A 22,780-nucleotide genomic window follows, 5' to 3' on the forward strand; every position below is an offset into this window, starting at 1 on the left:
CTCACAAATCTATAAATAAAAAAGGACTGCAATTGCAGTCCTTTTTGATATGTTGAATGGCTTACTTCAATTCGGCAAAGATGGCAGCGGTGATGTCATCAACGCTGCCGGTACCGCTTACTTTGCGATAAGCGGGAGCCTTTACTTTATCAGCGGGATTAGCTTGCGCTGCCCATGATGAGTAGTAGTGAATCAGTGGGCGAGTTTGATCGTCATACACTTGCAAGCGCTTGCGAACAGTTTCTTCTTTATCGTCATCGCGCTGTATCAAATCATCGCCAGTCACATCATCCTTGCCTGCCACCTTTGGTGGATTGAACTTCACGTGATAAGTGCGGCCCGATGCCGGGTGAACGCGTCGACCGCTCATGCGATCAATGATGGCATCAAATGGAACATCGATTTCTAAAACATAATCGATGGGCACGCCAGCATCTTTCATTGCTTGTGCCTGCGGAATGGTTCTTGGAAAGCCGTCAAATAAATAACCTTTACTGCAATCAGGTTGAGTTAAGCGATCTTTCACAAGGCCAATGATGATGTCGTCAGACACTAGGCCGCCGGAATCCATAATTTTTTTGGCTGCAATACCCAGTTCAGTTCCTGCTTTTACGGCAGCGCGCAACATATCGCCAGTGGAGATTTGTGGAATAGCAAATTTTTCGCAAATAAACTGAGCTTGTGTGCCTTTTCCAGCACCTGGTGCACCGAGCAGAATTAACCGCATTATTTTCCCCTTAGAAGAGCTTTAATTGTCCCGTATTTTTTCGGGATCCTTTGTATCTAATGACTAGGATTATCCCCGAGAAACCCTAGGAGGCTAGCAATTGAGCCTTAGTTGCCTTACTTGACTTCAAGTAGGCGTCTGACCCGTTCCAGGTCTTCAGGGGTATCGATACCTGCCGGCGGTGTTTCTGACGCAATGTGAACGGCAATTCGGTAGCCATTCCACAGGGCGCGCAGTTGCTCTAGTGCCTCTGCCTGCTCTGGCGGTGCAGGCTCTAGCCTGCTGTAGGCCTGTAAAAAGTCTGCTCTGTATGCATATATGCCTAAATGGCGCAGATGTTCTGTTTTATGGACGCTCTGGGTATCGCGCACAAATGGAATCGGCGCTCTTGAAAAATACAGAGCTTCACCGGCACGATTAAGTACTACTTTGACAACATTGGGGTTATCAATTTCCGCATGATCGGCGATGGGCACTGCAACGGTCGAGATCGCGCATTGCGTATTTTCTGCCAAAGTTTGCGCCACTTGATTAATGAGTCCTGGCGGAATGAGTGGCTCATCACCTTGAACATTGACGACTAAAGCATCGGCTGGCAGCTTTAGCAATTGTGCAACTTCAGCTAAGCGATCAGTACCAGTTGGGTGATCGGGACTGGTTAATAAACATTCAATGCGGTACTCATTGCAGGCTGCCTCGATTTCTGGAGAGTCTGTTGCAACAACAACGCTGTGCGCAAGTGATTGCTTGGCGCGTTCAGCCACTCGAATCACCATCGGCTTGCCGGCAATATCCGCGAGCGGTTTGCGTGGTAAGCGGGTTGAACCCAGTCTTGCTGGTATTACCACGAAGAAATCCGGGGTTATTCTCTCACTCATACAAGAAGAGGTTAGATAGCTTAGAGAATTTCATCGGCACTTAAATTGCGCGCTTCATCTACCAGCATCACTGGTACGTCATCGCGAATGGGGTATGCCAGACGATCGGCTTTACAAATAAGCTCATCTTTGGCAGCATCTAAATGCAAAGCGCTTTTGCATAAGGGGCAAACTAAAATTTCTAGCAAACGTTTATCCATGATGAGTTAAGTTTAGCGCCTTAAGAGTAGATTTATAAGTTATAACAATAGGGATCTGGTCTTTGCAAAATCGATTGCATCCAGTCTACCAAGTTATCAGGCAGATTTAGGTTCAATGGCACCACCCAGATTCGCTCATCTGTAATCGCAGCGCATTTAACTGCATCTTTTTCAGTAATGAGAATGCAATCAGCCTGAATTGCACTAAAAAACTCTGGGGTGTAGGTAGCATGATCTGGCATTGCGATGCAATTGCCGGCGATACCCTGTTTTCGAAGGGCGTAAAAAAAACGCTGTGGGTTGCCAAGCGCGGCAACGGCAGTAATTTTGCTTGGTAGTAGTTGCTCAGCAATCTGAGCTAGCGTTTTGGTGTTGCTGTGATTGAAGAGTTGGTATGGGCAGCCCATAGTTCCCAACAAAGTAAATGCGCGGCGACCTTCAAAGTACTCTTCGGGCGAGCCGCTTTTATTGCCGCCAGTAGACTCTGTTAGTAAAGTGGCATCTCGTCCGCGACTTGCTGGCTCACGAAGTGGCCCAGCGGGTAACAAAAAGCGATTGCCCTCACCCCGGCCATCGCGCACTACAAACTCAATATCGCGGCCACCTTCACGTGCAGGCCAACGTGCTAGGCCGCTATGTTGTAAACCATCATCACTAATGATGACATTCACTTCGGGGGAGTTCTTTAAAAGTGCTTTGATACTTTTCTGTCGCTTTGGAAAAACCCAAATCGGAAATTGATCATGCGTACGCTGGGCAATCAAGACTGGTTCATCTCCTACTTGCATTGGATCAGAGTTGCCGTGCACTTGAATGGGTGAGATGGGCGTAGATCCGTACCCTCTACTGATGATGCCCGGCTTCCATCCTAGTTGGGATAGGCGTTGCGCTAACGCAATCACAATCGGAGTTTTGCCCGTCCCACCCACCCGAATATTACCTACGATGATCGTCGGAATCGGTGAGGCTTGGCGGTTGATCAGGCCTAAATCCTGCATAAATTTGCGGGCACGCAGAACTAAGCCATATAGCCAAGATAGAGGCCATAGCAAGAGAGCAGTAGGCCCGCGCCTTTCCCAAAACTGAGGTGCTTTACGGAACAAAGAGATCGCCATGATGAAAGTGTTGTTCTCTAAGCTTACTTTTTGGTTTGGCTACTAAATACAATATTGGAAAGATTCGCATCCCGTGCGGCTTCTAGAGCGCTCATGACCGCCTGATGCGGCGCTTTCGCGTCGGCATCAATATTTACTTGTAAATTGCTCACACCCTCTTTTGTGCTGCTACCTTGATTGCTAAGCTGAATGAGTGCACTACTCAGCTGGGTCCGATCCGTTACCTTACCGTTGATTGCAAAGCGTCCATCACGACTCACAGCAATGTGTACTTGTTTATTGTCCGCCTGACTCTCGCTGCCGTTAGCGGTTGGCAGCGTGATGGCTAATTCTTGATAACGAGTAAAGGTGGTGGAGATCATTAAAAAAATCAACACAACCAACAAGACATCAATAAAGGGAATGAGATTAATTTCTGGTTCAACAGAAACGGGAGCGGTCCCAAGAGAAAAGCCTCTCTTAGAGGGTGAGTGCAGACTGAGCCAGCTCATCAAAAATTAGTGGGGTACAGTTTTTTGAATAACTGGCGTGTGAATTCTTCGCACTCACGCTGACGTTGGGTGGCAATCGCTTTTAGTCCTCGCCATGCTCCGAGCGCTGGAATAGCGATCATCAAGCCGAAAGCCGTGTTGTAAAGCGCAACCGAAATTCCATGGGCCAATTGTTGTGGACTACCAGCACCATTAATGGCGCCTTGGCTACCAAAAATTTCAATCATCCCCACCACAGTGCCAAATAAACCTAACAAGGGGGCAATGGTGGCGATTGTTGCCAAAACGCCAAGGTAGCGATCCAATTTGATCCAAGTCGTTTGTGCTGCCGCTTGGAGCTCTTCTAGTGCCGCTTCAGAACTGCTGCCATTAAGCTTTTCTTTTAAAACGCAAGCGAGCAGGGGGCAGGCTGGAGAGATCTGCGCTAAGGCGCTAATTTGCGCATCTGCAGGCTGATTTTTTTTTAGTATTTGGCTACAAAGGCTAAAAGCAGTTTCTAGACAATTTTTTGGAAAGATGTGGGTTTGGCGTAAATACCAGCTACGCTCCAGGACAATAGCCAAGCCAATGACGGAAATGATCAATAAAGGCCAAATCGGCCAGCCAGCGGATAGTAAGATTGAGTACATAAGCTCAGTACTTTAGCTGAATTAAGAAACCTGTTTTGAAAAGCTAGCCTGTGGATAACTCTGTGCAAAACTTTTTCGGGATTGTGCGCTAAGTCCTTGATTGGTGGTAAAGCCGGTAGGAATTGACCTAAATGTTCTATGATTAAATTGAAAAATTAACTATATAAATCAATGACTTAATATTTATCTGTTGGATTTATGTGACGTTTTGGGTCAGTAATTACTTACTTTTGCCCGTAGGCCAAGGGTGAATGAGCTTCTGTGGATATTTATTGCCGTCTAAGTCAGATGGCCTTGTGGATAAAGAGAAAAAATGTCGGAAATATCAAGGGAAATTCTGAGTGTTGGCGATCTAAACCGCGCCATTGCAGCCTCTTTAGAGGATCGTTTCGATACCGTTTGGGTTTGCGGGGAGATTTCCAACTTTAAGGCTTATGACAGCGGACATTGGTACTTCTCATTAAAGGACGAGGAAGGTCAGATTCGCTGTGTGATGTTTCGGGGTCGTAATGGCCAAGTTGGGTTTATGCCCCAGTCAGGTGACTTGGTAGAGGTGAGTGCCAGCTTGGGGATGTATGTTCCTAGGGGCGACATCCAGCTGACCATTCAAACTTTACGCCGGGCAGGCATGGGTGGTTTATACGAGGCCTTTTTAAAGCTCAAAGCTAAATTGGCTAAAGAAGGTTTGTTTGATGAAGAACGCAAACGAGAAATACCGACGCACCCTAGATCGATTGGCATTATCACTTCGCCTCAAGCAGCCGCTCTAAAAGATGTTCTTTCTACTTTAGCAAGACGAGCGCCTCATATTCCGATTGTGATTTATCCAAGCCTAGTGCAAGGGCCTGATGCTCCTGCCGGAATTATTGCAGCGCTCAAAGCTGCTGAAAAAGAAAATACAGTCGACATCATTTTGTTAGTACGCGGTGGTGGCAGTATTGAAGATTTATGGGCATTTAATGACGAGCAACTTGCTTATGCGATTGCCAGTTCAAATATTCCGGTGGTGAGTGGCGTAGGACATGAGACCGATTTCACGATCGCTGATTTTGTAGCGGATCTGAGAGCACCAACTCCAACGGGCGCAGCCGAATTAGCAGCCCCGCGCAAAGATCAGCTCCTGCAAGAGTTAGATACCATGAAGCAAGCATTATTGCAGCGAGTGAATCAGCGTATAGAACGTGAAGCGCAAACCCTGGATCAATTGGCTTTGCGATTAAGTCATGCATTGCCAAACCCAGATCGGATGCGCGAGCAAATCATGAGTTGGCAGCTACGCTTAAATCAAGCCTGGTCAGTGCGCATAGAAAACATGAAGCGTAACCAATCACATTACCAATCCCAGCTAGAGATACTTAATCCCCAAAGAACACTTGAGCGGGGTTATGCAGTTATCTTAAGTAAAAATAAAGATCAATTGCATGCGGTGCGCAATCCTAGAGAGCTCAATACAGAGCAAGGTTTTCAGGTAAGGCTTGCTGAGGGCAAAGCAGAAGTACAGTTCTCGCAAGTAAAGCAATGAAGCGAGCGCTACAAGCTAGAGAATATTAGGTTCAATCTCTAAGCTCACACCAAACTCATTGCGCACTTTGTCTTGAATGCATTTAGCAAGGCCCAGAATATCTTGCGCAGTACCATTGCCATAATTCACTAGAACTAGGGCTTGGTTTTCATAAACACCTACTTCACCCATCCGCTGACCTTTAAAGCCGCATTGGTCAATCAGCCAGCCTGCAGCCAGTTTTCGTTTTCCAGGAGCATCTGGATAAGACGCCAAGTCGACATATTTTTTGAGCAGTGTTTCGTATTGTTCATTCGGAATGACTGGGTTATGGAAAAAGCTACCCGCATTACCAATTACTTTAGGGTCGGGTAATTTATGAGTCCGAATTTTACACACCGCTAAAAAGATTTCTTCTGCAGTTGGATTGGGATTTTCCTCAAACTGTTTTGCTAGATCGGCGTAATGAATCTTGGCCTGCCAAACTTTGGGTATTTTAAAGACGACCTTTGCCACGATAAAGCGCTGGGGATGTTGTTTAAAGTAGCTATTACGATAAGCAAACTGACAATCATCTTTACTCAGAGTGACAAAGGCGTGGATCTTGACATCAAACGCTTCGATGCTATCAATGTAATCGGCGATCTCAATGCCATAAGCGCCAATGTTCTGGATGGGCGCAGCGCCAACGGTGCCAGGAATGAGCGCCAAATTTTCTAAGCCAGGTAAATTATTTTCTAGGGTCCAGGCAACAAACTCATGCCAGTTGACCCCGCCCCCAACCGCAATCAAAGTCGCATTTTGGTCAGAAGGAAGAATTTCTTGGCCAGTGATATTCATAAGCAAGGTAGCACCTGGCAAAACCTTGGGCAAAATCACATTACTGCCACCGCCCAATACTCGCCATGGCAAATTCTGCGTATTAACCTCTCTCATGACTCCCGCAATTTCCCCCGGGGCAGTAATTTCATAAGCAATATCGGCCGTAGCATCCAGGCCAAAGGTATTTCGGTCTTTTAAGCCCAAATGGGGCATCGATTTGATTGGTCCAGGCGCATATGGGGTGGAGTTCATGCCACAATCTTATTCGAATGTCTGCCAAATCCGCAGATAATTGGCGTGATACTAATGAGATCACTCAAAGAAATAGAGAAGGAGTAAGAAATGCCCTCATTTGACGTAGTTTGCGAACCCGATATGGTTGAGCTCAAAAATGCAATTGAGCAGTCCAATAAAGAAATCAGTAATCGTTTTGACTTTAAGGGCTCTGATAGCCGTGTAGAGCAAAAAGATGAAGCACTCATTTTGTACGGTGACGATGACTTTAAATTGGGTCAAGTGCGCGATGTACTTTTTGGCAAGATGGCTAAGCGTAACGTGGACGTGCGTTACCTCAAAGACGATAAAAAAGAGACTATCGGTAGTGATAAGCGTAAGCAAACCATGAAGATACAAAAAGGTATTACTTCAGAGCTCTCTAAAAAAGTCGTACGCATTATAAAAGACAGCAAGATCAAAGTGCAGGCGAGTATTCAGGGTGATGCCGTGCGTGTGACTGGTGGCAAGCGCGATGATTTACAAGAAACCATGGCCCTGTTGAAAAAAGAAGTCACTGAAGCGCCATTGGGCTTTAACAACTTCCGTGACTAATGTTCTAGCGAGGGTTGCAATAACCACTTGCGCCCTAGGTTAATGTATATTATGATAATATACATGAATGATAGACTTTGATTGTATTGTTGGATTTCAGTGGGACACAGGCAATGCTTATAAAAGTAATGAAAAGCATGCCGTATCTCAAGGGGAGGCTGAAGAGATTTTTTTTAATCAACCTTTATTAATTGCTGGGGATGAAAAGCATAGCCTGGAAGAGAGGCGTTACCTCGCGCTAGGTATTACATCGCTTGGCAGACTCTTGTCTGTGGTGTTTACTTTGCGCAAGCAAGCGACTCTTATTCGAGTGGTTTCTGCAAGACCAATGAGTAGAAAAGAAAGGGCATTTTATGAAAAAGCCTACTAAAGTGATTCCAAAGTTTAAGGATGAAAAGGAAGAGCGTTCCTTTTGGGAGAAGAATGATGCTGCCGATTACTTTGACCTATCAAAGGCGGTACGCGTCACAATGCCAAATCTTAAGCCGACAACTGCCTCTATTTCCCTGCGTCTCTCACAGAGTTTCTTGGAAAATATTAAGTTGCAGGCTAATAAGTTAGATGTCCCTTATCAATCATTGATGAAAATTTGGCTGGCCGAAAAGTTAGAAGAGGTTACCAAGTAAGTTAGAGAATACCTAGGCCTCTAGCTCACTATGTCTGCTTTTAAAGGCGCCGAATTTCCAATAGCTCCAGTAAGCCAGGAGGCTATTGAACGTTTTTGTGATGCTTGCTGGTTGGAGGATGGCCTGGCGCAAAATAGCCTGGCCGCATACCGTAGGGACTTATTGCTGCTAGCGCAGTGGCTCTTCAAAAATCACCAATCTGATTTATATGCTGTGACAGAAAAAGATCTCACAGCTTACATTGCTCATCGAAGGTCTGATAAAGCCACTACTGCTAATCGACGCTTAACAGTCTTCAAGCGTTTTTATCGGCATGCTCTCCGAATCAATTTAGTCAAAAATGATCCGTGTATTGGCTTGCGTGCTGCTAAGCAAGCACTGCGCTTTCCAAAAACTTTAAGTGAAGATCAAGTCAACGCACTTCTAAATGCCCCTGATATTGAGACGCCGCTGGGACTGCGTGATCGCACCATGTTGGAGTTGATGTATGCCAGTGGACTACGCGTTTCAGAAATAGTTTCCCTTAAAACCGTAGCATTAGGATTAAATGAGGGTGTAGTACGTGTAGTGAACGGCAAAGGCGGCAAGGAGCGTCTTGTACCCTTTGGTGGTGAGGCAGGGCAGTGGTTACGTAGATATCTCGCGGATGCAAGAACGCCCTTGCTTGAAGGAAAAACGACAGATGCGGTATTTGTAGGGCGTCATACTGGCACGGGCTTAACGAGACAAGCTTTTTGGGCCTTGATCAAGCGTTACGCTACGCTGGCCAATATCCCGGTCGCTTTATCACCCCACACTTTGCGCCATGCTTTTGCGACCCATTTACTCAATCATGGGGCAGATTTGCGGGTAGTACAGCTGCTTTTGGGGCATGCCGATATCTCCACTACCCAGATCTATACCCACGTCGCTAGAGAGCGCCTTAAATCAATCCATCAGCAGCATCATCCGCGTGGCAGTTAAAGTACGCATCAAGCGCAAATTAGAAACACAAATCAGTAACTCAATAAATGATTAAGATAGCGATATGACTTTTGATTCAGATATCTTGCTGATCCCCATTGCTTATTTGATCGGCTCAATCTCGTTTGCAGTGGTGGTGAGTAAATGTATGCAACTACCAGATCCCCATACTTATGGATCTGGTAATCCTGGCGCAACCAATGTCTTGCGTACTGGCAATAAATTAGCTGCAGCACTTACCTTCATTGGTGATGCGCTTAAGGGTTACCTGGCTGTGATGCTGGCGAGAGTGCTTCTTGGGGAGCAATCCTTAACTTCCACTTTGAGCTCTTGGGTTCTATGTGGCGTTGTGCTCGCGGTATTTTTAGGGCACCTCTTTCCGATTTTTCATGGTTTTAAAGGTGGCAAGGGTGTGGCAACAGCCTGCGGAATTTTATTTGGCGTTAATGCTATTTTAGGAGTCGCAACACTGAGCACTTGGATCATTGTTGCTGTGTTTTTGCGTTACTCCTCTTTGGCGGCTTTAGCCGCAGCCATCTTCGGCCCCATTTATTTTGTTTTTTTGTTTGGTTTTCAGCCGATGGGTATTGCGCTCACACTGGTGTGCCTTTTACTCATTTGGCGCCACCGCAGCAATATTCGTAATTTAATGAATGGTACCGAGAGTCGTATTGGCTCTAAAAAAGACTTACAGAAAGCGCAGTAAAAATATGACTATTGCTTATGCCTGTGTACTCTTTATGGGATTATTTCCGTACGTTGCTGCGGGCATTGCAAAAAAAGGTTTTGACCATTACGACAACAGCATGCCGAGGCAGTGGCTTGCCAAGCAAACGGGATTTAGAGCCAGAGCTAATGCAGCGCAAGCCAACCTTTTTGAATCACTACCACTCTTTTTTGCTGCAGTAATTATTGCCAGCATGAACGATGCACCTCAAGCCAGAATTGATCTTTTGGCGATAGGTTTTGTAATAGCTCGCATTGTCTATCTGGTTTGCTACATTGCCAATTGGCCAACGACCCGATCGATTGTTTGGTTGGCTGGGTTGGCTTGTGTAGTAACCATTTTCTTCCAGATTTGAATTTAAAAATAACCGATAAAACACCGAGACAAGATGCCATCCACACCAGCAAAAAAAGTACCTGCCAAGAAAGTAGCCCTGAAGAGCGCGACTAGAAAGAAGCCGCCGACTAAAAAAATTGCAGTAAAGAGAGAGAGTGCTGGCCTACCTTTATCAGTAGTTATACGTCGTCGCATCGAAGCGCAAAAAGCGCGCTTTCATGCGAACGATAATATTGCTGCATTCATTCGACCTGGCGATCTTGAGGGTTTGGTTGATGAGGTCGCAGAGAAGATGCAGGCTGTGCTTGAGAGTTTGGTGATTGACACGCAAAGTGACCACAACACCAAAAATACTAGCCGGCGTGTTGCCAAGATGTTTGTTCAAGAAGTCTTTAATGGCCGCTATGTAGAACAACCGACCTTAACCAAGTTTCCCAATGTAAGTCGTTTAAATGAGCTCATGATCATTGGGCCTATCACTGTACGCAGTGCTTGCTCTCATCACCTTTGCCCCATCATGGGCCGTATTTGGATTGGTGTTCTACCGAGCAAAGAATCCGCTTTAATTGGATTATCTAAATATTCCAGGCTTACCGAGTGGGTGATGTGTAGACCACAGATTCAGGAAGAGGCAGTGGTGGAGTTGGCAGATATGCTGGAGAGAAAAATTAAGCCTGTAGGAGTGGCTATTGTGATGGATGCCGATCATTTTTGTATGCAGTGGCGGGGCGTAAAAGATCGTGACTCAAAAATGGTAAATAGTGTGATGCGCGGCGCATTCTTAAAAGACCCCAATTTGCGTCGCGAATTTTTATCATTGCTAGAAAAGCGCTAGTCTAATGCTGGCATCTCCTGGAAAATATCTTTTAGCAGTGCTCACTTTTGGCCTTGTCGCTTGTGGTGGGTTTCCATCGACTCATCCCAATGCTGCTAAAAATAATGCAGCTACTTATAAGGTGGATCTACAGGATTGCAAGCTGGCATATCCTGAAACGCCTGATGGGGTTTATCTCAAGCAGCGGATTGCCTGTCTGAAACTCAAGGGTTGGGAGTAAGTCTTTTTGTCCACCAAGATTCAGAATATTTTCTTGAGAATTGTTCTCAACAAATAAGCTATATAAATCATGGGCTTGCAATGCGAGTGGCAGCTATAAATCTTCTCCACTATGATCACCCCTAGAGTTAGAAGTGCATATCCATTGCACGCCTTTTACAGTTTTATTTTTTGGAGAATCCATGAAAAATAGTCGTCGCCAATTTATGATTTTGTCCGCTGCTGGTGCTTGCACCTTGGCATTGAACGGTAAAGTTCAAGCCCAAGCAATGGTTGCTGAAACAGACCCACAGGCTTCGGCATTGGGTTACAAAGCCGACGCTTCCAAGGTAGATAAAGCAAAGTACCCTAAATACGCGGCTGGTCAAGAATGCGATAACTGTGCTTTATACCAAGGCAAGGCAGGCTCTGCTGCTGGTGGATGCGCTTTGTTTGCTGGCAAGCAAGTGGCTGCTAAAGGCTGGTGTTCTGCTTACGCTAAGAAGGCGTAATGAAGTAACTGATCTGAAATCAATAAAAAGCCACCTCAGGGTGGCTTTTTATTTGCCCTGCCATTTTGCTTATCAATCTAGGCTTATTTGATCTTGCTCGCTGCAATAGAGGCAATGCAGTCCTTAATGGTGTAGTTTTGGTATTTACCAGTATTTTCTTTGCGAATGGATTGACCGCATTCGGTTAATGAGTTGCGTAGCTTGATTAGGGGAATATTGCTCATTTAGAAGCTCCTTGAAAATCGTTTTAGTTTTTCGGTTTTAACCTAGCGCTATTGTGCGCTCTTAGTGCATCTGAGAGGATCTTAATAAATTCTGCAAGTTTTTTAAAGAGTGGTTAGAAAACCTATAAAATCAGGTTTTCTTACTAAAAAGCAGATTAATTGCTTTAAATCCTTTATGGCTTTAGTAATTCCAGTTATTCTCTGCGGCGGCTCGGGTACCAGGCTTTGGCCTTTGTCTCGTTCGGGCTTTCCAAAGCAATTTTTGGTGCTCTCTGGCGATGGTTCATCGCAAAGTCTTTTTCAGCAAGCAGTTACTAGAATTAATTCAGTAGCAAATTCTACAATTACCTTAGGTAATACCTTAGTTGTCACCAATGAAGACCATCGCTTTTTAGTTCTAGATCAATTGCGTGAAATCAAATCGGTTCATGCCACTTTATTGCTGGAGCCTGCAGGTCGCAATACTGCCCCTGCGTTGAGTATGGCGGCATTTTGCGCACAGCAGTTGTCTGGCGATGACCAAGATCCAATCCTAGTGATTACTCCAGCAGATCAAACGATTCAAAATCAAGCAGCCTTTACCAAAGCATTGCAAGACTGTATTGCAACAGTTGAAGCGAGTGATCAAGCTATTTGTATTTTGGGGATCACGCCTAGAGCCCCAGAAACAGGCTACGGCTATATTGCGCGCTCGGGTAGGCAAGATCAAAACAATGCTTATATCGTCGATCGCTTTGTTGAAAAACCAGATATTAAAAAAGCCCAAGAGTATTTAACAAACGGAGGCTATCTCTGGAATAGCGGGATGTTTGTTTTAAGGGCAAGCACTTGGCTGAGTGCCCTAAAAGAATTTAGGGCTGATATTTTTGAGGCTTCTCAAAAAGCGTGGCTGAGTAAATCCGAAGATAGTGCTGATGGCGTCGGTTTTGTACGTCCTGGCAAAGAAGAATTTAAATCTATTCCTAGCGAGTCGATTGACTATGCGGTGATTGAGAAGTGCCCTGGCTCTAAATTCCCCATCAAAATGGTGGAACTAGATGCCGGTTGGAATGACTTAGGTGCTTGGGATGCAGTATGGCAAGTTGGTAGACAGGATCAAGATGGTAACGTCATTAGTGGCGATGCGCTGCTCACCAATTCCAAGAATTCCTTGGTTCATGCAAGCAGTCGCTTAGTCAGCGCAGTTGGCGTTGAGAACTTGGTCATCATAGAAACCGCTGATGCAGTCCTTGTAGCAGATCGCTCCAATAGCCAAGATGTTAAGAATATTGTCACGCAGTTAGAAGCACAAGGGCGTGAAGAAAAGAATTTGCATCGCAAAGTTGCAAGGCCATGGGGCTGGTATGACAGCGTGGATGAAGGCGAGCGCTTTAAAGTGAAGCGCATTCAAGTGAAGCCTGGCGCAAGCCTGTCATTGCAAATGCATCATCATCGTGCAGAGCATTGGATTGTGGTCAAAGGCGTTGCAGAAATTACCAATGGCGATGAAGTGATCACCCTGAAAGAAAATCAAAGTACTTATATTCCCCAGGGGCAAACCCATCGCTTGGCCAATCGTGGCACCGAACCTTTGGAGATTATTGAGGTACAGTCGGGCAGTTATTTAGGCGAAGATGATATCGTCCGCTTTGAAGATACCTACGGTCGCCAATAGCCATGAGTACAAAACAAGCTACCGCCTTAATTTGTGGTGTAAGCGGCCAAGATGGTGCTTACTTAGCTAAATTATTGCTTGAAAAAGGTTATGAAGTTTTTGGAACATCTCGAGATGTTCAGGGTGCATCATTTAAAAATTTGGCTACTTTAGGCATCAAAGATCAAGTCCAATTATTGTCGATGGTGCCAGAAGATTTTCGGAGTGTTTTAGTGGCGCTGCGAAAAAGTAACCCAGATGAAATTTATTATTTAGCAGGCCAGTCTTCGGTGGGCCTGTCTTTCGATCAACCAGCAGAAACTCTCCAAAGCATCACACTTGGAGCGCTGAACGTTTTAGAGGCCTGTCGCATGATGGATAAGCCAATGCGTTTGTATCATGCTGGTTCGAGCGAGTGCTTTGGAGATACTTATGGTGAGCCTGCAAATGAGATCACCCCTTTTTCTCCTCAAAGCCCATATGCTGTTGCAAAGTCCTCTGCCCATTGGCTGGTAAATAATTATCGACAAGCTTATGGCCTTTTTGTTTGTACTGGTATTTTGTTCAACCATGAGTCCCCTTTGCGACCCGAGCGTTTTGTGACTCAAAAAATTATTCAAGCAGTTAAAAATATCGCCAAGGGCAGCACAGAGAAGTTGCGTTTAGGAAGATTAGATATTTCGCGTGATTGGGGTTGGGCCCCTGAGTATGTAGAAGCGATGTGGTTAATGCTTCAACAAGACGCCCCTAGGGATTATGTGATCGCCACTGGGAATACGATCTCTCTGGAGGAGTTTGTTGCCACAGCCTTTGCGCAAGAAAATTTAGACTGGAAGCCTTATGTCATTCAGGATCCTGCATTATTTCGCCCAACGGATTTGTTAGTGGGCCGTGCAGACCCCTCCGGATCCCTTAGGGACTTGGGCTGGAAAGCTCAAACCTCTGGTGTAGATGTAGTCAAAAAGATGTACCACTCAATTTATTAAATACCGATATTACATATGACTAATAAACAAAAAGTAGCCCTTATTACAGGCATCACCGGTCAAGATGGCTCCTATCTTGCAGAGTTCTTACTGGGGAAGGGTTATATTGTTCACGGCATTAAGCGCCGCGCTTCTTCTTTTAACACCGAGCGCATCGATCATATTTATCAAGACCCCCATATCAATCACCCGGATTTAATTTTGCATTATGGTGATTTAACAGATACTAGTAATTTAGTGCGTATTATTCAGCAAACTCAGCCAGACGAGATATACAACCTTGGCGCACAGTCACATGTAGCTGTTTCATTTGAGTCTCCTGAATACACTGCTGATGTGGATGCAATGGGCCCCTTGCGCATGTTGGAAGCCATTCGCATCCTGGGCCTTGAAAAGAAATCCCGTTTCTACCAAGCGTCGACTTCTGAGCTCTACGGCTTGGTACAAGAGATTCCGCAAAAAGAGACTACACCATTCTATCCACGTAGTCCTTATGCGGTAGCCAAGATGTACGCCTATTGGATTACGGTGAACTACCGTGAAGCTTATGGTATTTATGCTTGTAACGGCATTCTCTTTAATCATGAATCTAAACGTCGTGGCGAAACCTTTGTTACTCGTAAAGTGACGCGCGGCTTAGCGAATATTGCCCAAGGTCTTGAGAAGTGTTTATTTATGGGAAATATTGATGCGCTGCGTGATTGGGGTCATGCCAAAGACTATGTGCGTATGCAATGGTTGATGCTCCAACAAGATCAGCCCGAAGACTTTGTGATTGCCACGGGTGTGCAGTTCACCGTGCGTGAATTTATTACTCGTAGTGCCAAGCAATTGGGCATCACCTTGAAGTTTGAGGGCAGCGCTGAGAATGAGAAAGCTATCGTTGCTAGTATTGAGGGTGATAAAGCCCCCGCCTTAAAAGTGGGAGACGTTATTGTGCAAATTGACCCGCGTTACTATCGTCCCACCGAAGTAGAAACACTCTTGGGTGATCCAACTAAAGCAAAAACAAAGCTAGGCTGGGTTCCTGAAATTACTCTAGATCAGATGATTGTCGAGATGGTTGCCAATGATTTAGATAAAGCCAAGCAACATGCTTTATTGCTCAAGCATGGTCATAGCGTTGCTGTAGGCAAGGAAAATTAAATGCACAAAATCAATGCTGGAGCGTTGAAATAATGCCTGTGGATTTAAAGCAAAAAATTTATGTCGCTGGCCATAGGGGTATGGTTGGGTCCGCTATCATTCGGACCCTAAAAGAGAAGGGTTATCAGAGTATAGTGACCCGAACTCACACAGAGCTTGACTTAACCAATCAAGCGGCAGTTCAATCTTTTTTTGAACAAGAAAAACCAGATCAAGTGTATTTGGCTGCAGCAAAGGTGGGTGGTATTTACGCTAACAATACTTTTCCGGCTGAGTTCATCTACCAAAATCTCATGATGGAATCTAATGTGATTCATCAGGCTTTTGTTGCTGGCGTTAAAAAACTTCTCTTTTTGGGATCAAGTTGTATTTATCCTAAATTAGCACCTCAGCCTATGGCAGAGAATGCATTGTTAACGGGCCAACTAGAGTCAACAAATGAGCCTTACGCGATTGCCAAAATTGCGGGTATCAAGTTATGCGAAAGCTACAATCGACAGTATGGCCAAAGCCATGGTATTGATTACCGCTCTGTGATGCCTACGAATTTATATGGTCCTGGCGATAACTACCATCCAGAAAATAGTCATGTGATTCCGGCGCTGATTCGGCGCTTTCATGAGGCAAAAGAAAGCAATTCCCCGCAAGTCATGATTTGGGGTACAGGGACGCCAAGACGTGAATTTCTATATGTAGATGACATGGCAACGGCTTCTATTTTTACGATGGAGTTGGATAAGTCGATTTACGATGCACAAACTGAGCCGATGTGCAGTCATATCAATGTTGGATTCGGCTCTGATGTAACAATTGCTGAACTAGCAAAGGCGGTGAGCGCAGCAGTCGGATATCAAGGGGCTATTGGCTTTGATCCTAGTAAGCCCGATGGGACTCCACGCAAATGGATGGACTCCACTAGACTAAATCGCTTGGGCTGGAATCCAAGAGTCCATTTGAATGATGGTTTACAGCTTGCGTATCACGAGTTTCTCCAGCGCTTGGCCTCTGAGTGATAGGGAATTCATGAGCTTTAAAGATAGCAACCTCAAAAGGGCCTTGAAGAATCTCTATCTTCCCGCTAGAGAGGACATCATCGTTTTAGAGCCCCATTTTGGTCTTGGGGATAATTTAGTTTGCCTAGGCTTAATGCGCGCTCTTTCTCGGCGCAATCCTCAAATTCGCTATTACTATGCTTGCTTGCCACGTTGTTACCACTCTTTGGCGTGGATGTTTCAGAATTTAGATAACGTATTTCTCTTTCCGATTGATGGGGGCCGAGAAGTGCGCCAATTTACTTGCTTCTTGAGAGCTCGTTATGCTCCCATCGGAATTGATGGAGTAGATATCAAGCGATTTGATGAATCGTTTTACGAGCAGCATAAAGTTCCTTTTGAGGCTCGCTGGAGTGATTGCGATGTTCCTCCGGGGCCTAAGTCAGATTGGCTGTACGAAAAGTTGAATCCTCATCATGAGCCCTATATTTTGGTTTGCAATGATGAGTCGGGCTTAGTGAGTTATGACCTAAAGATTGCTAATCTAGAGGGCAAGAAGGTTATTACCGTTGCACCAGAAACCAATAATATTTTTGATTGGACTAAGCTTGTTTTAATGGCTGATGAAATTCACACGATTGATACTTCATTTGTGCATTTTGTTGAGAGTCTTTTGCACAATAGGACTCGCCAGCCTTTGTTTTATCACTTGGCTAGAAATAGCCCAACTGAATTTACCCGCCGCCTTCCCTGGCAAGTCATACGATACCGAGACTAATGCGTAATGAATAGTGCAAAGTTGTTAGATCAGCCAATCTATTCACCCCCTTCGCCCCTCATTTTTCTGCAGTGTAGCCTTTTTGCTATTTTGTTTGGAATTTGGGTTCTTCCAGAAACTATCTTAGTGCGCCACTTATGCCTATTCATCGGTGGATTGATTAGTCTTCATACCATTTTTCGCAATTGGCCCTTCTTTGCTGTCAAGCGCGCTTTACCCATTTGGGGAATCATTGCCTTAATGATATGGGTCAGTTTCCACCTAGTGTTTCTGAGTAATGATGTGGATGCGCAGTGGTTGGAGTATGGGACGATCTGGAAACGTTCTGCTATTGGCTTTATCTTTGCTTCTGGCTTAGGTTTGGCTCTGAGTGGCCAAACTCAGTCAGAGCCCCAAAAGGCAAGAATTTCTGTGCGAATTTTGTTTGCAGGCTTTGCGCTGCCCACCTTGATTTTTTGGCTGAAAATTTGTGTTGGCTTCATGGCACAGAGATACGGTTTGGAAGCGCCCGCTTTTTTGATGCTCCAGGTAGAGTCGACTAAATTTTTTGTTCACAAATCAGCGTATGTGTTTTTCTGTTTGCCTTTATATGCCATATCTCTAGGCTGTCTGTATCAGCTGTATTTGCAATCTAAGCTAATGAGCTATCAATCGCTCATTTATATAGCTTGTATCTTCGCCGTTCTGTTGAATTTTATTGTTGAAAAAGATCGCAATGGTGAAATCTATGCATTTTTTCTGACACTGTGTTTTTGTGCACTTCTCTTAAAAGATCAAATTAAAACGCTTTCATATCAAAAGATCTTATTGGGATGCCTGATTACCGCAGTACCAGTAATTGGCGCTTTGTATCAGTTTCGCAATAATCCTCAGTGGAATTCGATAATTTCTGATGCCAAAATCGCAGTGCAAATCGATCAATATAATAATTGGCAAGATCAAGCCACCTTAAAGCCTCCTAAGGATGCGCAGGGTAGACAAATTTCTGGAACTAACTATGAGCGTATTGCCTGGGGCACAGCAGCGCTCAGGTTGATCTCTCAAAATTCATTAGGCTTTGGTTTAGTGGAAAGGTCTTTTGGAAGGTTGGGCGCAAAAGTCTGGCCAGAAGCAAAGCTACATCAAAGCCATAGTGGTTGGTTAGACTTCACCTTAGGTTTAGGCTTGCCAGGCCTATTCTTATTATTGGGTGCTGGGGTGCTAGCTTGGCATCAAGCTTTGTCTAGCTCTGGCTGGGCAAAAATCATTGGGGGATGGGGCTTGGCAAGCATTCTACTGATGATGTTTACGACTGAGCTCTCACAAAAAGTCTATATTGATGCCATGATTTTTATGATTGGATTGGTTGGTTCGCTTAATCTCAAGGAGCGCGGTGACTCATTCAACCACTGACCCGATTTGGCTTCGTCTCTTGCCATCGTTTATTCGAAATAAACTTTCTGGCCGAGATCATTTACATGCAGCTATTCACAATAGTGGCTGGATATTTTTTGACAAAATATTGCGGGCTGTAATTGGGCTCGTAGTTGGTGCTTGGGTTGCACGTTATTTGGGTCCAGAGCAATTTGGTGAACTGGCCTATTGCATTGCATTTATTGCTATTTTTCAATCCATTACCAACCTTGGATTAGATGGCATTGTAGTCAGGGAGATCGCGAATCAACGTCATCGCGTCAATGATATTTTGGGCACGGTCTTTCAGCTGCGGTTATTACTGGGTATTACATGTTGGATGCTTGCGCTGGTACTTTATGGAATTGGCAATGGATTTTCTGGTCAAGGGATCTGGATTATTGGTTTTATTGGAGCCGGAATGATTTTTCAGGTAGCCGATACCGTTGATCTCTGGTTTCAGGGCAATAGCCAGAGTAAGAGAACAGTATTGGCAAAAGCCTCGGCTTATTTGATATCGAATGGCATCAGGGTGGCGCTGATTTTGTTATCAGCACCTTTGATTGCTTTTGCAGTGGTGGTTATGCTTGAGGGAGCGCTCACAGCGCTTGCGCTAAGCATTTCATATAAAAGATATCCTAGCGATGGTATTTGGAAAAGCAATCTTCAGGATGCCAAAAAATTATTGGGTGAGTCCTGGCCATACATGCTCTCTGGTTTTTCTATCATAATTTATATGCGTATTGATCAATTAATGATCAAAAGTATGTTGGGTGATTTTGAGTTGGGCATTTATTCGGCAGTAGTGCCGATTTCTAATCTTTGGAATATGATTCCGGTCACTATCTGCGCCAGCATTGCCCCATACATGGCCAAAAAGAAAATGGAGGGCCAGGCCATTTTTGATAGCGCATTACTTAAAGTATTTCGGCTCTTTTGGCTACTATCTCTAGCAGTTATTGCCTTAACAGTTGTGCTTTCTAGTTTTCTTATTGATCTAATGTATGGGGATGCCTATCAAGAGGCTACATCCGTTTTAAATATTTACGTCTTGACTAGTATTCCGGTATTTATGGGGGTGGGGCAAGGTCTATGGATGCTCAATTACCAAAAATCCTACCTATCTGTAATACAAACTATTTCTGGCGCGGTAGTTGCCTTAGTGGCAAACTTTGTATTGCTTCCTATTTGGGGTGTACAAGGTGCGGCAGTGGCCGCAATACTCTCACAAGCAATATCAGCTATGTGCATCAATGCTATTTTTGCTAGAGAACTATTTTTAATGCAGATGGGAATTCGTTTGAAAAAGGTTACTGATCTTAATGTCTAGCCCGGTTTTATTTATGGTGTTTAATCGCCCAGATGTGACTGAGGTGGTGTTTTCTGCCATTCGCGCGGCCAGGCCATCAAAGCTTTATTTAGCTGCTGATGGGCCACGTAGGTCAAAGCAAGGCGAAATTGATCAATGCAAGGCTGTTTTGCGCATCATCTCAAGTGTGGATTGGCCTTGCGAGGTCCATACCCTGTTCCGAGAAGAAAATCTGGGATGTAAGGTAGCGGTTTCCAGTGCGATTGACTGGTTCTTTTCGATGGAACCTGAGGGCATCATTCTTGAGGATGATTGCCTGCCGCATCCGGATTTTTTTAAGTATTGTGATGAATTGCTTGAGAAGTATCGTCACGATGATCGCATTGGGCTAATCTCAGGAACCTCATTTGGGGACTTGAGGGCTGAAGGTTTAATTTCTGGTCCAGAGGATTTTATTTTTAATCGCTACCCTTCTATTTGGGGGTGGGCATCTTGGCGGCGCGTATGGAGTCAATACGATGTCGATATTCAGGATTGGAAAGAATATCGTCAAGATATTTCTGAGATGACTCCGTGTGTAGAGCTGAGAAAAAGAAATGATCGACTGTTTGATCAGGTTTATGCGCACAAGATTGATACCTGGGATTATCAAGTGAGCTTCTTACTTTGGACAACTGCTAGGTTTGCTATTGCTCCACGCATGAATCTCATTGAGAATATTGGGTTTGGTCCAGATGCTACGCATACTAAGAACGCAAGTCAAATAGATTCTGGGCGCATTCAAATGTCTCAAGGGCGTCTTCAGTTTCCTCTTATTGCCCCTAAGATCATGGTGCCTAATTCGAACTATCAGCACTGGCTAGAAAAGCATTCAAGCCGCTCTAGCTTTGTAAAAATAATCAATAGATTAAAAAATTATGTCAGTCGCTAATCAATGTATTGGATGTGGCAGTCAGTCTTTAGCTCTGGTCCAGGGCAGAACAGTTTGTCAAGACTGCAGTCTTGAATTTGATATTCATGAGCAGGGCTTAAATTACGCGTCAGCCTACTCCGATGATGAATCCTTATATGCCCAGCACTTTCAAAGTTTAGACCGATTTCAGGCTGAGTCATTGGACAAACTACACTCATCCTTACTGCCTTTTGAGGCCTCTGTTTGTGATCTGATGGGGGCAAATGAATATAAAAGTATTGTTGACTTAGGGTGTGGTACAGGTCGGTTTTTGCGTGCAGTTGGAGCTGTTATTCCAAGCGCCAAGGGGTATGAGCTTGCTAACACTTTAGTGGATAGATTGAAATGGCATGGTCGTAATGTAACTAAAGGCGGTATCGATGAATTTTTAGCGGCGCCAGAAACCCCTGATGCCATTACTTTGTTTGAAGTAGTTGAGCATTTGCAGTCTCCAGGGTATTTCATGAGGCAGATTCTCGAAATCAAATCTCCTAAGATGCTTGCTATTGTTGTGCCAGAATGGGCAACTCGAAGGACATTTGATCTTCAGTTCGCCAGTCATGATGTGCCACCAAACCATCTGAGCTGGTGGAGTCCTCAAGCCCTCAAATCAATGCTGCAATGCCCTGGATACACAATTCGTGTACAGGTTATTCCAGAAAAGAGAATGAGTATGCTTAAACATTTTGTACGAAATTTGCGATGGGGTTCAAACTCAGCATCCTGGTTACAGTGGTTTAAGGCAATTCTGAATCCACCTGTATTTTGGTTGCTCGCTATTGCTGAGAAAAATACATGAGAAGCAAAATTGCTTTTGATGTGACTGGTTTGGCATGGAAATACCGTACAGGCGTTCAAAATCTCTACTGGGCCTATATTGATGCATTTTCTAAGTCACCCAAGTACCTTGATGAATGCGAAGTGACTTTTTATGATCGCTCAGGTATTTTTAATCAGCAGATAGACCGGGTCATCAGTTCAAGTTACCAATCTTGCGCCCCAAGATGGTGGCCCCATCACATGCGCAGACCACTGCAGGTTTTGATCAAATCAGGATTTGGGCTTAATCCAGCGCTGGGTAATGGAGTAAACCAGGTGTGGAATTGGGATATTTATCATCCCAAAGTGGCCAGGGGTTCAATTACCATCCCAGACATTTTGCCGCTGGAATATCCGCAATGGTTTAGCGCTCGCTTTCGACGTCAAACGGAGCGGGCGATCTCTTTTGCTGCTGACAGGGCAGAATTCGTAAACTGTATTTCTCATGATGTCAAAGATAGATTGCTTAAGTTCACAGGTATGAACCCCAAAAAGGTTCAAGTGATTTATCCCGGGATTCATGAATCTTATTTTCAGCTCGTTACACCCAATCGCCAAGAAGCAACACTCTCTAAATTTGGCTTGACTAAAGATGCATATGTTATTTCCTCGGGATTTTTGGATCCAAGAAAAAACTTAAAAAGACAGATTGAGGCGTTCGCACTATTTACTAAAAAACATCAAACGCCCTTAAAGTATGTATTGACTGGTTTAGAGACAAACTTATCCCAGGATATTTTGGAGTTGATTCGAAGTCCTGGGTTACGCGACCGAATCATTTTTTTGGGCTATGTATCTGCTGATGAACTTTTAGTTCTTAGTAGTGCATCAGCTTGCGTAATGTATTGCAGTATTGCAGAAGGATTTGGATTGCCGATTATTGAGGCAATGGCTTTAGGCGTTCCGATAATCACTTCTGCAACTAGCGCTATGCAAGAACTTGCAAAGCATAGAGCGATGTTGGCCAATCCCGAAGATCCTGAGTCAATAGCGGCAGCTCTAGAAGAAACCTTGCAGCTATCTTTGGCAGAGCAACGGCAAAGAAGCGTATCCAATCGAGAGTTTGCCTCGCAATTTACGATTGATCGCTGGTTTAAGGGGCATATTGATCATATGCTGCATAAGTCTGAGATACAAATCTAAACTGACATACTTAGACTT

28 protein-coding genes are annotated in these 22,780 nt (G+C 44.6%); 20 read left to right on the forward strand and 8 right to left on the reverse strand.

Annotated features, from left to right (window positions below; all coding sequences use genetic code 11):
- Positions 1-61 precede the first annotated feature (61 nt).
- The 6 genes from adk to C2740_RS01465 all read right to left on the reverse strand — a co-directional run bounded on the left by adk (position 62) and on the right by C2740_RS01465 (position 4,040).
- Positions 62-727, reverse strand: a complete 666-nt coding sequence (adk, locus tag C2740_RS01440; RefSeq protein ID WP_215293635.1) for an adenylate kinase — start codon at positions 725-727, stop codon at positions 62-64.
- Positions 728-843: 116 nt separating this feature from the next.
- Positions 844-1,605: a 3-deoxy-manno-octulosonate cytidylyltransferase gene (gene kdsB, locus C2740_RS01445; protein ID WP_215293636.1), complete on the reverse strand. Its 762-nt coding sequence runs from the start codon at positions 1,603-1,605 to the stop codon at positions 844-846.
- A 20-nt stretch (positions 1,606-1,625) separates the two neighbouring features.
- Positions 1,626-1,805: a Trm112 family protein gene (locus tag C2740_RS01450; protein WP_215293637.1), complete on the reverse strand. Its 180-nt coding sequence runs from the start codon at positions 1,803-1,805 to the stop codon at positions 1,626-1,628.
- Positions 1,806-1,837: 32 nt separating this feature from the next.
- Positions 1,838-2,920 (reverse strand): tetraacyldisaccharide 4'-kinase, encoded by a 1,083-nt coding sequence (gene lpxK, locus C2740_RS01455; protein ID WP_215293638.1) that lies wholly within the window; start codon positions 2,918-2,920, stop codon positions 1,838-1,840.
- Positions 2,921-2,943: 23 nt separating this feature from the next.
- Positions 2,944-3,411 carry a biopolymer transporter ExbD gene (locus C2740_RS01460; protein WP_215293639.1) on the reverse strand — a complete coding sequence of 156 codons (468 nt, stop codon included), beginning with the start codon at positions 3,409-3,411 and terminating at the stop codon, positions 2,944-2,946.
- The gene (locus tag C2740_RS01465; protein WP_215293640.1) at positions 3,411-4,040 is read right to left on the reverse strand and encodes a MotA/TolQ/ExbB proton channel family protein; all 630 of its coding nucleotides are present in this window, start codon (positions 4,038-4,040) and stop codon (positions 3,411-3,413) included. The genes C2740_RS01460 and C2740_RS01465 overlap by 1 nt, the downstream gene beginning before the upstream one ends.
- Before the next feature lie 313 nt (positions 4,041-4,353).
- On the opposite strand from C2740_RS01465, the gene xseA reads away from it, so the two are divergent.
- Positions 4,354-5,562 carry an exodeoxyribonuclease VII large subunit gene (xseA, locus tag C2740_RS01470; protein ID WP_215293641.1) on the forward strand — a complete coding sequence of 403 codons (1,209 nt, stop codon included), beginning with the start codon at positions 4,354-4,356 and terminating at the stop codon, positions 5,560-5,562.
- A 15-nt stretch (positions 5,563-5,577) separates the two neighbouring features.
- On the opposite strand, the gene murB is transcribed toward xseA, so the two are convergent.
- Positions 5,578-6,615 carry a UDP-N-acetylmuramate dehydrogenase gene (murB, locus tag C2740_RS01475; RefSeq protein WP_215293642.1) on the reverse strand — a complete coding sequence of 346 codons (1,038 nt, stop codon included), beginning with the start codon at positions 6,613-6,615 and terminating at the stop codon, positions 5,578-5,580.
- A gap of 90 nt (positions 6,616-6,705) precedes the next feature.
- Between murB and C2740_RS01480 the strand changes: the two genes are divergently transcribed.
- The 9 genes from C2740_RS01480 to C2740_RS01520 all read left to right on the forward strand — a co-directional run bounded on the left by C2740_RS01480 (position 6,706) and on the right by C2740_RS01520 (position 11,388).
- Positions 6,706-7,191: a YajQ family cyclic di-GMP-binding protein gene (locus C2740_RS01480; protein ID WP_215293643.1), complete on the forward strand. Its 486-nt coding sequence runs from the start codon at positions 6,706-6,708 to the stop codon at positions 7,189-7,191.
- Between the two features lie 67 nt (positions 7,192-7,258).
- Positions 7,259-7,561, forward strand: coding sequence for a BrnT family toxin (locus tag C2740_RS01485; RefSeq protein WP_215293644.1), 303 nt, complete (start codon positions 7,259-7,261; stop codon positions 7,559-7,561).
- Positions 7,545-7,817, forward strand: a complete 273-nt coding sequence (locus C2740_RS01490; RefSeq protein WP_215293645.1) for a BrnA antitoxin family protein — start codon at positions 7,545-7,547, stop codon at positions 7,815-7,817. Before C2740_RS01485 ends, C2740_RS01490 begins: the two co-directional genes overlap by 17 nt.
- A gap of 30 nt (positions 7,818-7,847) precedes the next feature.
- Positions 7,848-8,780 (forward strand): site-specific tyrosine recombinase XerD, encoded by a 933-nt coding sequence (xerD, locus tag C2740_RS01495; protein WP_215293646.1) that lies wholly within the window; start codon positions 7,848-7,850, stop codon positions 8,778-8,780.
- 64 nt (positions 8,781-8,844) lie between these two features.
- Positions 8,845-9,486 carry a glycerol-3-phosphate 1-O-acyltransferase PlsY gene (plsY, locus tag C2740_RS01500; protein ID WP_215293647.1) on the forward strand — a complete coding sequence of 214 codons (642 nt, stop codon included), beginning with the start codon at positions 8,845-8,847 and terminating at the stop codon, positions 9,484-9,486.
- Between the two features lie 4 nt (positions 9,487-9,490).
- Complete coding sequence (locus C2740_RS01505) at positions 9,491-9,862, forward strand: MAPEG family protein (protein ID WP_215293648.1); 372 nt, start codon at positions 9,491-9,493, stop codon at positions 9,860-9,862.
- Positions 9,863-9,895: 33 nt separating this feature from the next.
- A complete protein-coding gene (locus C2740_RS01510; RefSeq protein ID WP_215293649.1) occupies positions 9,896-10,678 on the forward strand; it encodes a GTP cyclohydrolase I in 783 nt (260 codons plus the stop codon).
- Positions 10,679-10,682: 4 nt separating this feature from the next.
- Positions 10,683-10,898 (forward strand): hypothetical protein, encoded by a 216-nt coding sequence (locus tag C2740_RS01515; RefSeq protein ID WP_215293650.1) that lies wholly within the window; start codon positions 10,683-10,685, stop codon positions 10,896-10,898.
- A 181-nt stretch (positions 10,899-11,079) separates the two neighbouring features.
- Entirely contained in the window at positions 11,080-11,388 is a 309-nt protein-coding gene (locus C2740_RS01520; RefSeq protein WP_215293651.1) for a high-potential iron-sulfur protein, read from the forward strand.
- A gap of 83 nt (positions 11,389-11,471) precedes the next feature.
- Here C2740_RS01520 and C2740_RS01525 read toward each other — a convergent pair whose 3' ends face one another.
- Complete coding sequence (locus C2740_RS01525) at positions 11,472-11,612, reverse strand: hypothetical protein (RefSeq protein WP_215293652.1); 141 nt, start codon at positions 11,610-11,612, stop codon at positions 11,472-11,474.
- Positions 11,613-11,787: 175 nt separating this feature from the next.
- Here C2740_RS01525 and C2740_RS01530 point away from each other — a divergent pair, with 175 nt between their 5' ends.
- From C2740_RS01530 to C2740_RS01575, 10 genes are read left to right on the forward strand one after another with little or no spacing between them, the layout of a single operon-like run.
- Positions 11,788-13,266, forward strand: a complete 1,479-nt coding sequence (locus C2740_RS01530; protein WP_215293653.1) for a mannose-1-phosphate guanylyltransferase/mannose-6-phosphate isomerase — start codon at positions 11,788-11,790, stop codon at positions 13,264-13,266.
- Positions 13,267-13,268: 2 nt separating this feature from the next.
- Entirely contained in the window at positions 13,269-14,231 is a 963-nt protein-coding gene (locus C2740_RS01535) for a GDP-mannose 4,6-dehydratase (RefSeq protein WP_215293654.1), read from the forward strand.
- Positions 14,232-14,246: 15 nt separating this feature from the next.
- Positions 14,247-15,377, forward strand: a complete 1,131-nt coding sequence (gene gmd / locus C2740_RS01540) for a GDP-mannose 4,6-dehydratase (RefSeq protein WP_215293655.1) — start codon at positions 14,247-14,249, stop codon at positions 15,375-15,377.
- A 32-nt stretch (positions 15,378-15,409) separates the two neighbouring features.
- Positions 15,410-16,390 carry a GDP-L-fucose synthase gene (locus C2740_RS01545; RefSeq protein ID WP_215293656.1) on the forward strand — a complete coding sequence of 327 codons (981 nt, stop codon included), beginning with the start codon at positions 15,410-15,412 and terminating at the stop codon, positions 16,388-16,390.
- 10 nt (positions 16,391-16,400) lie between these two features.
- Complete coding sequence (locus C2740_RS01550; protein ID WP_215293657.1) at positions 16,401-17,147, forward strand: hypothetical protein; 747 nt, start codon at positions 16,401-16,403, stop codon at positions 17,145-17,147.
- A gap of 6 nt (positions 17,148-17,153) precedes the next feature.
- A complete protein-coding gene (locus C2740_RS01555; protein WP_215293658.1) occupies positions 17,154-18,539 on the forward strand; it encodes a hypothetical protein in 1,386 nt (461 codons plus the stop codon).
- Positions 18,520-19,869, forward strand: a complete 1,350-nt coding sequence (locus C2740_RS01560) for a flippase (protein WP_215293659.1) — start codon at positions 18,520-18,522, stop codon at positions 19,867-19,869. The genes C2740_RS01555 and C2740_RS01560 overlap by 20 nt, the downstream gene beginning before the upstream one ends.
- The gene (locus tag C2740_RS01565) at positions 19,862-20,779 is read left to right on the forward strand and encodes a glycosyltransferase family 2 protein (RefSeq protein WP_215293661.1); all 918 of its coding nucleotides are present in this window, start codon (positions 19,862-19,864) and stop codon (positions 20,777-20,779) included. Before C2740_RS01560 ends, C2740_RS01565 begins: the two co-directional genes overlap by 8 nt.
- A complete protein-coding gene (locus C2740_RS01570; protein WP_215293662.1) occupies positions 20,766-21,599 on the forward strand; it encodes a class I SAM-dependent methyltransferase in 834 nt (277 codons plus the stop codon). Before C2740_RS01565 ends, C2740_RS01570 begins: the two co-directional genes overlap by 14 nt.
- The gene (locus tag C2740_RS01575) at positions 21,596-22,762 is read left to right on the forward strand and encodes a glycosyltransferase family 1 protein (RefSeq protein WP_215293663.1); all 1,167 of its coding nucleotides are present in this window, start codon (positions 21,596-21,598) and stop codon (positions 22,760-22,762) included. The genes C2740_RS01570 and C2740_RS01575 overlap by 4 nt, the downstream gene beginning before the upstream one ends.
- Positions 22,763-22,780 lie beyond the last annotated feature (18 nt).

This window comes from Polynucleobacter sp. MG-5-Ahmo-C2, from assembly GCF_018687735.1.
Lineage (GTDB): Bacteria > Pseudomonadota > Gammaproteobacteria > Burkholderiales > Burkholderiaceae > Polynucleobacter.